Origin of the sequence: uncultured Bacteroides sp., from assembly GCF_910586915.1 — a bacterium.
GTDB lineage: Bacteria > Bacteroidota > Bacteroidia > Bacteroidales > Bacteroidaceae > Bacteroides.
Map to the genome: position 1 here is coordinate 1 of NZ_CAJULN010000060.1, position 13,655 is coordinate 13,655.

Below are 13,655 nucleotides of genomic sequence, written 5' to 3' on the forward strand. Positions count from 1 at the left end.
ACCGTCCGATTGGACAGATAAAATATTCACTAATTTAATTCAACCAACAGGTAATAAGATATATGGAACTGGAAGAACTGAAAAAATCATGGAATGTGCTTGACGAACATCTCAAAGACAGGGAGCTTATCAAGGAAGAAGAGTTTTCAAAGCTGATAGGCCACACCGGCAAAGGTCTGCACGCCATTGCCAACCTCAATATCAGGCTGATTCTTATCTCCCTGCCGGTGTTAATCCTGTTTTTGGCGGAAGTATTGACACACCACCGCTGGAACCCGGTTTACATCATCATCCTGCTTGCCTGGCTTCCGGCACTCTGCTGGGACATCGTCACCGCCCGCTTCCTGCAACGGACACAGATAGACGAAATGCCCCTCGTCGAAGTGATAAGCCGCGTCAACCGCATCCACCGGTGGACAATCAGAGAACGTCTGTGCTCCATCGGCTTCCTGCTGCTATTGGCGGTGCTCTCGTTTGTATATTGGCAAGTGTGGCAATACGGAATAACGATGATGCTCTGCTTCTTCCTGCTGTGGGGCGGCGGGCTCGGACTGATTCTGTGGATTTACCGCAAGAAGTTCCTGAACCGTATCCACGAAATCAAAAAGAACCTGAGTGAATTAAACGAACTGATATAAAAGGACATCATGTTACAACGCGTATTTATCTTTCTGCTACTAATACTCCTTCTGCCGGATCTCTTCCTCTACCTCCGGTTTGTCTCACGGCTCACCGCCAACCGCCTGTGGCGCATTCTCTATTGGTTGCCAAGCACGTTGCTGACCGCAGGATTACTGTATCTCGTGTTTTTCGCCAACAACTCGTTTTCCGAAAGCCACACACAGGTCATCGGATGGTTCTCCATTTTCTTTTTCCTCTTTGCAGCTCCCAAACTGGTGCTGGCTCTCTGTACCCTCATCGGAATGCCTTTTCACCATTGGCTCCGTATGCCGCGTGCCCCGTTTACCGGTGCGGGATTGATACTGTCAGTCCTCTGTACGGTGATGATTCTCTACGGTTCGTTTGTCGGACGCAGCCGGTTTGAAGTCAAGGAGGTGAGCTACTCCTCTCCCCGGCTTCCCCAAGCCTTTGACGGATACCGCATCGTGCAGCTCTCGGACATACACATCGGTAGCTGGACGGGCAATGCCTCCGCCATCGAAAGAATGGTAAACATAGTGAACGCCCAACAGCCCGACCTTATCGTATTCACGGGCGACTTGGTGAACCACCGCGCTATAGAATTGGACGAATTCCGCGAAATCCTCTCGCGGCTGAAAGCCCGTGACGGCGTCTACTCCATATTGGGCAACCACGACTACGGTCCCTACTTCCATTGGAAAAGCAAGCAGGAACAGGATGACAACCTCACCGCACTGAAACAGAAACAGGCAGCTATGGGATGGACAATGCTCAACAACTCGCACACGGTGCTGACGCGCGCAAACGACAGCATTGCACTTATCGGTGTGGAGAACGAAGGCGAACCGCCCTTCTCCCAACACGGCGACCTTGCCCGCGCAAAAGCAGGCACCGACGGGATGTTCCAACTGCTGCTGAGCCACAACCCCACGCACTGGAGACGCGAAGTGCTTCCGCAATCGGACATCGACCTTATGTTGGCGGGACACACCCACGCCATGCAGTTCAGGATAGGCAGCTACTCCCTTTCCTCACATATCTATCCCGAATGGAGCGGGATGTATCTCGAAGGCAGGCGCGGTTTGTATGTCAATGTGGGAATCGGCTATGTGGGGCTTCCTTTCCGCTTCGGCGCATGGCCCGAAATAACGGTGCTTACCCTACGACGGTAAGCACGCTTTTCCCGTTCACCTTCTTCTGCACCCGTACCTGTACGGAAATCCGCTCGCACATCTCCTGCACGTGGGATATCACTCCGATTTTTCTCCCTTGCAGTTGAAGTTGCTCCAATGCCTCCATTGCCGTGCGCAGGCTTTCGGCGTCCAACGAGCCGAATCCTTCGTCGATGAAAAGGGATTCCACTTTCAGGTTATTGCCCGACAAGGAAGAGAGTCCCAATGCCAACGCCAATGAAATCAGAAACGATTCGCCACCGGAAAGGGAATAGACCGTGCGCACCTCGTCACACATATCGCAGTCTATCACCTGAAGTGCCAGTGTGTCGGGCACTTGCTGCAACCTATATCGTTTGGAGAGGTAAGACAGGTGCTTGTTGGCATGCAGCAGCAGGAGGTTCAGCGTATATCCCTGTGCAATCACCTTGAACTTCGCCCCGTCTGCACTGCCTATTAGTTTGTTGAGTTTTGCCCAACGTTCGGCGACGGTCTGCTTCTGTTGCAGTTCCTGTGCAATCTGCCCGGCGGTTTCCCGGTTCTTCGACTGTTGCAGCAGGCGGGCTTCCACTGCCGAAAGGCTGCGTTCGATGTTGAGGTTCTCTTCTTGCTGTCTCCGAATCGTTTCGGGAAGTTGTTCGGGCGACTCAATCTGCTCCTGTTGCCTGCGCAGCTCCTCTACGGCAAGTGCAATCTGTTTCAGTTCTCCCTGCAAGCCCGACAGGCGGTTCTGTACGGTCTCCACCTCTTTGCGCACTTGTTCCAGAGCAAGGTTCAACTCCTTCTCCTTCCGTGCCACTACCGCTTCGGCTTCGTCCGCACTTTTTCCTTTCAGCAAGGCGGCGCGTTCGCGGCGAAGTGCCTCCAATCCCTTCTCTGCCGATTCAAACCGTTGCTGTTCGGAAGCCGCCATATGCTGCAAGGTGGCAGTCTGCTCTTTTGCTGAGGCTACCTTCTGCGCTGCCAGACGGCTTTGGGAGACGTCCGCACGCAAGGCTTCGCAATAAGCGCGCAACTTCTTGACCGTCTCGTCGGCGCGTTGCCATTCCGCATACAAGGTGCGGTACTCCCGAATCAGTGCCGCCAACTCTTCGAGACGACGGCGTATCTGCTCCTCGTCACCTGCGTCCGTTCCCTCCTTCCGCAATGCGGCCAACTGACTGCCTACCTGGCTTTCGATGTTCCGTTGATGCGACAAGTCACGTTGCAGGACAATGGTCCGGTTGTTCAGTTCGCGGCAGGAAGCCTGCGCGGCATTGTATTCCTGCTCGATATTGCGGAAAAGAGTATCCACCACCTCCTGTTCCCGATGATAAGGATGCGACATGCTGCCGCAGACGGGACAGGCTTCTCCTTCCTGCAACTGCTGCCGCAGGGTTTTCACATCCTTGCCTACCGCCATGCGGGCGTTTTCATAAAGCCGTTGCACAGTCTTTAACGCGGCTTCCTGTTCCACTTGCTGTTGCAGGCAAGCGGCGGTCTCCTGCTCCAACCTTCCGATTTCAGCCTTCGTTTTTGTCTCCGTTTCGGCAAGTTGGCGAAGGTTCTGCTGCCGTGTCCACTCCTTCTGCAACTTCACCTGCTCTTCTGCCAACGACGGATAGCCGAAGGCATTCAGCCGTGCCAAGCGTTCTTCGTTTGCCCCGGCTTCCGCCTGCAACTTCTGTTCTTCCTGCTGCAAGATAAGGTCTATCTGTTCGGGCGGCAGATGTTTTTCCGTTTCCACACGGTGCAGCAGACGGTTCAGGGAACGGTGGGCAGCCTGCAAAAGTTCCGTAGCTTCCCGCACCCTCTTCTCCTGCTCCGCCGCCCGGCTGCGGGCAACTTCCCACGCTTGCCGTGCCTGTGTGTAACTCTCCTGCTGCGACTGTATCTGCACGTCCAACCGGCGCGCTTTCTTCAAGTCCGGCTGTATGGTTTCCCATTGAGCCTTGAAACGAACCAAGCCCTCTTCCTGCCCGGCAAGCCGTTGGCGGGCGGTGTCCAACTTCGCCTGCTCTCCCTGCTCCTCTTCCTGCTTCTTCGTCCGAAGCTCTTCCTGTGCCTTCAAGGAGCGTACCACCGTCAGTTGTGCATTCTGCTCTGCCAAGAGTTTAATCCCTGCGGCGCGCTTCTTGACCAATGCTTCTTTCTCTTTGCGCAAGGCAAACAGCTCTTCTTCCGGCATCAGTTCGATGACGCTGAGCCTGCCTTGAATCAAGGCTATCTCTTCCTGCGCTACCTTGTTGCGGGCAAATATCTCCTGCGAGATGCGTGAATAGAGGGCTGTGCCCGTCAGTTTCTCCAGCAGTTCCGCCTTCGCCGCCCCTTTCGATTTGAGGAAGGTGGCAAAATCATTCTGTGCCAACAGGACGGTACGCGTAAACTGGTCGTAGGTCAAGCCTACCAACGCTGTCAGTTGTGCCAACAGCTCTTTCTTCGTGCCCTGAAACACTTTATCGGTATCCAGTTCTCTGACTTCCAACGTCTGCGGCTGCAACGAACCGTCCACCCTGTTTCTTGTCCGCCTTACCGACCAGCGGGAACGGTAGCGACGGCCGTCTATCCCCAAGAAATCGACTTCCGCATATCCGTCGCCCGTTCCCCGCCGCAACAGGTTCCGCACATCGGACTGGTTGACCTGATTGTCTCCTACATCCGACAGGCTCACGCTCTCGACCGAAGCGGCGAAACGGGGCGCCTTGTCATACAACGCCAAGCACAATGCATCCAATAAAGTAGACTTGCCTGCCCCCGTGGCACCCGAGATGGCGAATATTCCCGCCGAGCGCAACGGCTCCGCGTTGAAGTCCACTTCCACAGTTCCCTCTATCGAGGTGAGATTCTTTAATCGTATGGCTAATATTTTCATTTTTCGTCCTCCTCTTCTTTGCGGGTGGCAGCCAGGTAGGCTTCCTGAAACAAGTCGGTCAACTCCTCAGGCATCACCGACCGGTAAATCTTCTCGAAAGCAGAGCGGGCAATCTGCAAGGGTGACATCTCTTGCAGCCCCCTTTTCCAGTCGGCCTCTTCCCTTGCCGCATCCTCCGCACTGTCTCGATAGGTGGAGACGATGCGTGCCAAACGGTAGTTCTTGTCCGCCAAGACCTCCTCTATTTCCTGCCGAAGCATGGGTTCGGGCTCTTCGAGCAATACTTTCACCTCCAGATAGGGTGCGGCTCCCTCCACCGCCGGCAGCTCTTGCAGAGCTTTCAGTACCGTTTCCGGCAAAGCGGGTTCTCCGGCAGGCACGCTCACCAACGGAACGAACTTCGGACATTCGAGCCTTCGGATATCTACCGCATATCCCTCGTCGAACGTCACCATCACCACCCCGTGATGATAATGCTTCTCGGCAAAAGACATCGGTATGGGGCTTCCCGCATAACGGACATTCTCCCGGTGCGACACCCGTTGGGCTTTGTGGATATGTCCCAAAGCGGTATAGGCAATCTGTTCGGAGAAGGCGTCGGGCGAGATGCACTCCAACCCGCCAATGACCGTGCGTTCGCTATAATCCCTGTCGGCAATCTCCGAACCGGTAGCCTGCAAATGGCCGATAGCAAGAATCGACTGACGGGCTTCCCTCCGTTTCCACAACCTTTGCAGGAGTTGCGTATAGAGTTCGCGCACGCCTTCGGCATACGGATTCCCTTCGGTCTGCACCACCGGATAATCTCCCTGGCGCAAAAAGGGGACGGCCATGCAAAGCAGTTCCGCTTCCCCCTTCCGGTTCTTCAACTCCACGCACAGATGGTCGTAATCTATCTCTCCGTCTTCCAACCTGCGCACCACTCCTCTCACCTCTGTCCGCATTGCCTGCAACAGAGGCAGGGGGGCTTCGAGACGTGCCGCCGAATCGTGGTTGCCTGCCACAATGACAAGCTGTAGGTGCGGATTCTCCGCCGTCACGCGGTGAACAAACCGGTAATAAATGCTTTGGGATGCAGCCGAAGGATTGGAAACATCGAAAACGTCGCCGGCTATAATCAGTGCGTCAATCTCTTGCCGACGGATTTCTTCTGCCAGCCAGCTCAGAAAGGCTTCGTGTTCTTCGCTGCGGTCGTAGCCGAAGAAGGTCTGTCCAAGATGCCAGTCGGCAGTATGCAATATACGTATCATGGTTTTATCTCTAATAACTCAAGGACAAAAATAGCACAATCGGAAAAGATAATATAGCATCCGCACCGCTTTTTTACCAATAATCCACTATATTTGCGAAATAAAATTCCAACCCCTATGAAGATACTTTATTATATTTATCAGATTTGCATCGCTTTACCTATATTATTAGTGCTGACCATCCTCACGGCGCTGGTCACCATCGTAGGTTCCCTTTTGGGCGGAGCCCACTTCTGGGGATACTATCCGGGAAAGCTATGGTCGCAGTTAATCTGCCTTCTGTTGTTGATTCCCGTAGAGATTCGCGGGCGCGAGAAACTGCACGATAAGACTTCCTATATCTTCGTTCCCAACCATCAGGGGTCGTTCGACATCTTTCTGATATACGGTTTCATTGGCAGAAACTTCAAGTGGATGATGAAGAAAAGCCTGCGCAAACTGCCATTCGTAGGGAAGGCGTGCGAAAGCGCCGGACATATCTTTGTCGACCGCTCCGGTCCGAAAAAGGTGTTGGAGACCATCCGGCAGGCAAAAGATTCGCTGAAAGACGGGGTTTCGTTAGTGGTTTTCCCGGAAGGAGCGCGTACGTTTACGGGACATATGGGGTATTTTAAGAAAGGGGCTTTCCAGTTGGCCGACGATTTACAACTGCCGGTAGTGCCTGTCACCATCGACGGCTCGTTTGAAATCCTGCCGCGCACAGGCAAATGGATACACCGCCACCGCATGATTCTCACCATCCACGACCCCATTCCGCCCAAAGGAAAGGGAATGGAAAACCTGAAAGCAACCATGACGGAGGCTTATGCTGCGGTAGAAAGCGCACTACCCGAAAAGCATAGAGGCATGATAAGAAACGACGACCAGGACAAATAAAAAAACGGGCAGTAATTGCCCGTTTTTTTTTACATCTGTCAACCGCCGGATAACAATGCTTGATAAGTGTGATAACAATGCTTGGGAAAGCGCATAACATTGCTTGTTAAGGCAGTTCACATTGCTTGTTATTTTTTCTCCGCTTCGTTCTGCTGCAAACGCTGCTGCTCTTCTATCAGTTTCATGTTTTCCTTTGCTTTGGAAAGAAACTCACGCACCAACTTGTTACTCTTGAATGAGTAAGGAGCATCTTTTACAATATCGTCTATCTGAGGAGTCATGATGGGATACGGAAGAGAGCTGCAAAGCATCATGAACACGCTTGGGCCTAATACGTTCTCGTAATTGGTGGAAATAAAAGTTTTGACATAACGGTTCATCTCATTCATCAGCGAATCGCCTTCCACCATCAGTTGCGAATGAATCTCTTCGATATCGCCGCCGTCGAGCACCATGCTGGTTTCACGCTGTTCCAACTCGACGATGCTTTCTTCGAGTTTGTTTCTCTTGTCGATAAATTCATACAAAGCATTGTTGAGAGAGGTACCTACCGCCTTCAACTCGGTATTGCTGATGGTCACCGTAATCTTGCCGTTTTCCAATACAATGGGCATGATGCTTTCATTGTCCATATAAAGCGATACCATCTGTACGGAATCTATCTTTCCCTTCATCGAAAACTCTCCGTGCACCACCTCGGCAGAGTCTATCTTCACCCATTCGTTGCCGCTCAGCGACTTAAGATACAACATTTTCCCATCCAGGCTATTCACGGAAGAAGTTCCTTGAATCTTGTATTTATCAGCACAAGAGCTCAAGAACGGAAGCAAAAGTAAAAAAGGCAAAATCTTATTCACGTTCATCTTTTATTAAAATTCTGTGCGCAAAGGTACAACCGATTCGGATTTCGAGGAAACATTTTATCAATATTTAATTCTTGTAAGTCACTTTTCTTTAATAATCCTTATAAACATAGGTATAACGAACTTTTTTTCATTTAGTTTATCTAATTTTGCAAACATGAAAACATCGACTTATGCCCCTTTTGCCAAACCGCTTTATGTGATGGTAAAGCCGGTAGGCGCCGTATGCAACCTTGCGTGCGATTATTGCTACTATCTGGAGAAAGCAAACCTGTACAAAGATAATCCCAAACACGTGATGAGCGATGAGCTTCTCGAAAAGTTTATCGAAGAGTATATCAACTCGCAAACCATGCCTCAGGTGCTCTTCACTTGGCACGGGGGAGAGACGCTGATGCGCCCGCTCTCTTTCTACAAAAAGGCGATGGAACTGCAAAAGAAGTATGCGCGCGGACGCACCATCGACAACTGCATCCAAACCAACGGAACCATGCTCACCGACGAATGGTGCAAGTTTTTCCACGACAACAACTGGCTGGTAGGCGTCTCCATCGACGGACCGCAGGAGTTTCACGACGAGTATCGCAAGAACAAGTTAGGAAAACCCTCTTTCGTGAAAGTGATGCAGGGTATCAACCTGCTGAAAAAACACGGGGTAGAATGGAATGCAATGGCTGTTGTCAACGACTTCAACGCCGATTACCCGTTAGATTTCTACCGCTTTTTCAAAGAGATAGACTGCCATTACATCCAGTTTACTCCCATTGTAGAGCGTATCCTACCACATCAGGACGGACGCCACCTCGCCTCCATTGCCGAAGAGAAAGAAGGAACATTGGCCGATTTCTCCATTACCCCCGAGCAATGGGGCAACTTCCTCTGCACCATCTTCGACGAATGGGTGAAGGAGGACGTAGGCAACTATTACATCCAACTGTTTGACTCTACCCTCGCCAACTGGATGGGCGAACAGCCAGGCGTATGTACGATGGCAAAGAGCTGCGGACACGCCGGCGTCATGGAGTTCAACGGCGATGTTTACTCCTGCGACCACTTCGTGTTTCCCGAATATAAATTGGGAAACATCTACAACCAGACGCTCGTGGAAATGATGCACAGCGAACGCCAGCACAACTTCGGCAACATGAAATACCGGTCGCTCCCGACTCAATGCAAGGAGTGTGAATTTCTCTTTGCCTGCAACGGCGAATGTCCTAAAAACCGTTTCGGACGGACATCGGAAGGAGAAGTGGGACTGAACTACTTGTGCAAAGGATACTACCGGTTCTTCAAACACGTGGCTCCCTATATGGACTTCATGAAAAACGAGCTGATGAACCAACGCCCGCCCGCCAATATCATGGAGGCTCTGAAAAACGGAACATTTTAATAATCATATATTTAATTTTTATCATTGATTCAATGAACAGACTAAAACTTTATGTATTGGCGCTGACTGCGCTAATCGTATGTTCCGCCAAAGCGGACGAAGGAATGTGGCTATTGCAACTGATGCAGCAACAGCATTCCATTGATATGATGAAGAAACAAGGTTTGAAACTGGAAGCGCAGGATTTATACAATCCCAACGGTGTGTCACTGAAAGATGCCGTCGGTATATTCGGTGGCGGATGTACGGGAGAGATTATCTCGCCCGAAGGGCTGATTCTGACCAACCACCACTGCGGATATGCTTCCATACAGCAGCACAGTAGCGTGGAGCACGATTATCTGACGGATGGATTCTGGGCCACTTCCAGAGAGAAAGAGCTTCCTACTCCGGGACTGAAATTTACCTTTATCGAACGCATCGAGGATGTCACCGATATCGTCAACGCTAAAATTGCTTCCAAAGAAATCACGGAGTTCGAATCATTCACAGGCGCATTCCTTCAAAAACTGGCAGCGGAGCTTTATGACAAAAGTGACTTGAAAGGCAAAAAGGGAATTGAGCCGCAAGCACTCCCGTTCTATGCCGGAAACAAGTTCTATCTGTTCTACAAGAAAGTATATACGGACGTACGTATGGTGGCCGCACCTCCCTCCTCTGTCGGTAAGTTCGGCGGTGAAACGGACAACTGGATGTGGCCCCGCCACACGGGCGACTTCTCCATGTTCCGTATCTACGCAGATGCCAACGGCGAACCGGCAGCATACAGTGCTTCCAACACGCCGTTAAAAACCAAGAAGCATCTGTCCATCTCTATCAAGGGACTGAAAGAGGGAGACTATGCGATGATTATGGGATTTCCCGGAAGCACAAGCCGCTACCTCACCGTATCGGAGGTGAAAGAGCGCATGGAATCGGAAAACGAGCCGCGCATCCGCATCCGGGGTGCACGCCTGACTGTATTGAAGGAGGTAATGAACGCCAGCGACAAAATCCGCATCCAGTATGCCAACAAGTATGCCGGCTCCAGCAACTACTGGAAAAACTCCATCGGAATGAACAAAGCCATCATCGACAACGATGTGCTGGGCACGAAAGCGGCACAGGAAGCCAAGTTCGCCGCATTCGCCAAAGAAAAGAACAACACCGAATATGCCGAAGTAGTGAAGAAAATAGACGACCTGGTAGCCCAGACCGCTCCACTCAAGTATCAGTTCACTTGCCTGAGAGAGACGTTCTTCGGAGCCATAGAATTCGGCAACACGATGCTCACCCAAACACGGGAAGCATTGGCGGAAAAGAACGACTCTTTAATAAAGGTACGCGTGGAGAGTCTGAAAGAGACTTACGAGGCTATCCACAACAAAGACTACGACCATGAGGTAGACCGCAAAGTGGCAAAAGCGCTTTTCCCGCTTTATGCGGAAATGATTCCGGCAGAGCAACGTCCGTCTATCTACAAGGTGATTGAACAGAAGTACAAAGGCGACTACAACAAATTTATCGACGAGATGTACGATAACTCTATCTTCGCCAACCGTGCAAACTTCGAGAAGTTTGTCAAAAAGCCGACGGTGAAAGCCATCGACAATGACCTTGCCTTGCAATATTGCCAGTCGAAATATGATTTGTTGGAACAGCTCTTTTCGCAACTGAAAGACATGGATAAGGAACTGACGCTGCTACACAAGACCTACATCCGTGGTCTTGGCGACATGAAACTGCCTGTGCCCTCCTATCCGGACGCCAACTTCACTCTCCGCCTGACTTACGGTAACGTGAAACCGTATGCCCCGAAAGACGGCGTACATTATAACTACTACACCACTGCCAAAGGAATCCTCGAAAAAGAGAATCCCGATGACCGTGAATTCGTAGTGCCCGCCAAGCTGAAAGAACTGATAGAGAAGAAAGACTTCGGCCGTTATGCATTGCCGAACGGTGATATGCCGGTCTGCTTCCTGTCGACCAACGACATCACCGGAGGAAATTCCGGAAGTCCGGTACTGAACGAAAACGGCGAGCTGATAGGCTGTGCCTTCGACGGCAATTGGGAGTCGCTGAGTGGGGATATCAACTTCGACAACAACCTGCAACGCTGCATCAACTTAGACATCCGCTACGTGCTCTTCATCCTCGAAAAGTTAGGCAACTGCGGACACTTGATTAACGAAATGACTATCATAGAATAAATGAAAAAGCCAATCTTATTTACTCTATTATCATTGGCAACCCTCAGCATCCACGCCGACGAAGGTATGTGGATGCTGACCGACCTGAAAACTCAGAACGCGGTTGCCATGCGCGAGCTTGGCCTGGAGATTCCCATCGAGGAGGTTTACAACGACAACGGGCTTTCACTGAAAGACGCCGTTGTGCACTTCGGACGCGGATGTACAGGCGAGGTTATCTCTTCCGAAGGATTGGTGCTGACCAACCATCACTGCGGCTACGGAGCCATCCAACAGCACAGCAATGTGGAACACGACTATCTGACGGACGGATTCTGGGCAATGAACCGCGAAGCGGAACTTCCTACTCCGGGACTCACCGTTACTTACATCGACCAAATACTCGACGTCACCGACTACGTGAACGAGCAACTGAAGAAAGACCCCGATCCGGATGGCGTCAATTACCTGTCGCCTACCTATCTCGCCAAAGTTGCCGAACGTTTCGCCAAAGCCGAGAACATAGAGGTCATTCCCGCCACGAAGTTGGAACTTAAAGCCTTCTACGGGGGCAACAAATACTATCTGTTTGTCAAAACCGAATACAGTGACATTCGCATGGTAGGTGCTCCGCCCTCCTCTATCGGCAAGTTCGGAGCCGACACCGACAACTGGATGTGGCCACGCCATACCGGCGACTTTTCGCTCTTCCGCATCTATGCGGACAAGGATGGCAAGCCTGCTCCCTACTCGAAGGAGAACGTTCCTCTGAAAGTGAAGAAGCACCTCACCATCAGCCTTGCCGGAGTGCAGGAAGGCGACTTTACCTTCGTCATGGGATTTCCCGGACGTAACTGGCGGTATATGATTTCCGACGAAGTGGAGGAACGTATGCAGACTACCAACTTCATGCGCCATCATGTGCGCGAAGCCCGTCAGAAGGTGCTGATGGAACAAATGCTGAAAGACCCTGCCGTGCGCATCCACTATGCCAGCAAATATGCATCGTCTGCCAACTACTGGAAGAATGCCATCGGTATGAACGAAGGACTGATACGTCTCAATGTCTTAGAAACCAAACGCAAACAGCAGGAGGAACTCCTCGCACGCGGACGCGAAAAGGGTGACAACTCGTATCAGAAGGCTTTCGATGAGATTCGCTCTATCGTAGCTCACCGCCGAGATGCGCTTTACCACCAGCAGGCAATCGGAGAAGCGTTAGTGACTGCCCTCGATTTCATGCGTATTCCTTCCACAACGGAAATGGTGACCGCCTTACAATCGAAGGATAAGGAAAAAATCCGCGAAGCTACCCAAAGGCTGAAAGAGGAGGGCGAGAAATATTTCGCTTCCGTTCCCTTCCCGGAAGTGGAGAAGATGGTGGGCAAAGAGATGCTGAAAACTTATGCCGATTACATCCCGGCAGAACAACGAATCAACATCTTCGAAATCATCAACTCCCGTTTCAAAGGAAATACGGATGCATTTGTCGATGCTTGTTTTGAATATTCCATCTTAGGTAATCCCCAGAACTTCGAGAAGTTTATCAAAAAACCGAGCCTGTATAAAATAGGACACGACTGGATGGTTCTGCTCAAATATTCCATCACCGACGGAATACTGAAAACGACCATTGCCATGAAAGATGCCAACCAAAACTACGAGGCCGCCCACAAAGTATGGGTGAAAGGTATGATGGACATGAAACGGGAGAAGGGTATTCCCATCTATCCGGATGCAAACTCTACGCTGCGGCTTACCTACGGGCAGGTACATTCCTACGAACCGGCGGACGGTGTAGTCTACGGTGCCCACACCACCCTCAAGGGAGTAATGGAGAAAGAGAACCCGGCAAACTGGGAATTTGTAGTCCCCAAGAAACTGAAAGAGCTGTATGCTGCCAAAGACTATGGCCACTATGGCAAAAACGGTGAAATGCCTGTCTGCTTCATTGTGAATACCGACAATACAGGTGGAAACTCCGGAAGCCCGGTTTTCAACGGCAAAGGCGAACTGATAGGAACCGGATTCGACCGTAACTACGAAGGATTGACAGGCGACATCGCCTTCCGCCCTTCATCACAGCGTGCCGCCTGCGTCGATATTCGCTATACGCTCTTCATCATCGACAAATTTGCGGGAGCATCCCACTTGATTGATGAATTGACGATTGTCGAATAAGCAGCCAAGTTTCCGTAAAAACCACTGCCTGGTGAACAAAAAAGGCTTTTCCTGCGTTCTATCTATAAAACAGAATTCATAGATGCAGCCTTCAAACGGCTGTCGTTTTAACTTTAAGAAAGGAAAGATTATGGAAAAGTTTGAGGATTTGATACAGTCGCCGACACCCGTTTTAGTAGATTTCTTTGCAGAATGGTGCGGACCGTGCAAAGCGATGAAGCCCGTTTTGGAAGAGCTGAAATCGGTAGTAGGCGACAAA

10 protein-coding genes are annotated in these 13,655 nt (G+C 51.0%); 7 read left to right on the forward strand and 3 right to left on the reverse strand.

Annotated features, from left to right (window positions below):
• Positions 1 to 62 precede the first annotated feature (62 nt).
• Both QZ331_RS13460 and QZ331_RS13465 read left to right on the forward strand, forming a co-directional pair.
• Complete coding sequence (locus QZ331_RS13460; RefSeq protein WP_294631140.1) at positions 63 to 638, forward strand: hypothetical protein; 576 nt, start codon at positions 63 to 65, stop codon at positions 636 to 638.
• Between the two features lie 9 nt (positions 639 to 647).
• Positions 648 to 1,814, forward strand: a complete 1,167-nt coding sequence (locus QZ331_RS13465) for a metallophosphoesterase (RefSeq protein ID WP_294631142.1) — start codon at positions 648 to 650, stop codon at positions 1,812 to 1,814.
• On the opposite strand, the gene QZ331_RS13470 is transcribed toward QZ331_RS13465, so the two are convergent.
• The gene (locus QZ331_RS13470) at positions 1,798 to 4,665 is read right to left on the reverse strand and encodes an AAA family ATPase (protein WP_294631144.1); all 2,868 of its coding nucleotides are present in this window, start codon (positions 4,663 to 4,665) and stop codon (positions 1,798 to 1,800) included. The two genes, QZ331_RS13465 and QZ331_RS13470, sit on opposite strands and share 17 nt — an antisense overlap.
• Complete coding sequence (locus QZ331_RS13475) at positions 4,662 to 5,915, reverse strand: exonuclease SbcCD subunit D C-terminal domain-containing protein (RefSeq protein ID WP_294631145.1); 1,254 nt, start codon at positions 5,913 to 5,915, stop codon at positions 4,662 to 4,664. Before QZ331_RS13475 ends, QZ331_RS13470 begins: the two co-directional genes overlap by 4 nt.
• A gap of 117 nt (positions 5,916 to 6,032) precedes the next feature.
• Between QZ331_RS13475 and QZ331_RS13480 the strand changes: the two genes are divergently transcribed.
• Positions 6,033 to 6,791 carry a lysophospholipid acyltransferase family protein gene (locus QZ331_RS13480; RefSeq protein ID WP_294631147.1) on the forward strand — a complete coding sequence of 253 codons (759 nt, stop codon included), beginning with the start codon at positions 6,033 to 6,035 and terminating at the stop codon, positions 6,789 to 6,791.
• A gap of 128 nt (positions 6,792 to 6,919) precedes the next feature.
• Here QZ331_RS13480 and QZ331_RS13485 read toward each other — a convergent pair whose 3' ends face one another.
• The gene (locus QZ331_RS13485; RefSeq protein ID WP_294631149.1) at positions 6,920 to 7,654 is read right to left on the reverse strand and encodes a DUF4369 domain-containing protein; all 735 of its coding nucleotides are present in this window, start codon (positions 7,652 to 7,654) and stop codon (positions 6,920 to 6,922) included.
• 157 nt (positions 7,655 to 7,811) lie between these two features.
• On the opposite strand from QZ331_RS13485, the gene QZ331_RS13490 reads away from it, so the two are divergent.
• The 4 genes from QZ331_RS13490 to QZ331_RS13505 form a co-directional block, all read left to right on the forward strand.
• Positions 7,812 to 9,044, forward strand: a complete 1,233-nt coding sequence (locus tag QZ331_RS13490; RefSeq protein ID WP_294631151.1) for an anaerobic sulfatase-maturation protein — start codon at positions 7,812 to 7,814, stop codon at positions 9,042 to 9,044.
• Positions 9,045 to 9,076: 32 nt separating this feature from the next.
• The gene (locus QZ331_RS13495; protein WP_294631152.1) at positions 9,077 to 11,236 is read left to right on the forward strand and encodes a S46 family peptidase; all 2,160 of its coding nucleotides are present in this window, start codon (positions 9,077 to 9,079) and stop codon (positions 11,234 to 11,236) included.
• Complete coding sequence (locus QZ331_RS13500; RefSeq protein WP_294631154.1) at positions 11,237 to 13,396, forward strand: S46 family peptidase; 2,160 nt, start codon at positions 11,237 to 11,239, stop codon at positions 13,394 to 13,396.
• 130 nt (positions 13,397 to 13,526) lie between these two features.
• The coding region (locus tag QZ331_RS13505; RefSeq protein ID WP_294631155.1) for a thioredoxin family protein at positions 13,527 to 13,655 on the forward strand (129 nt) is incomplete at its 3' end.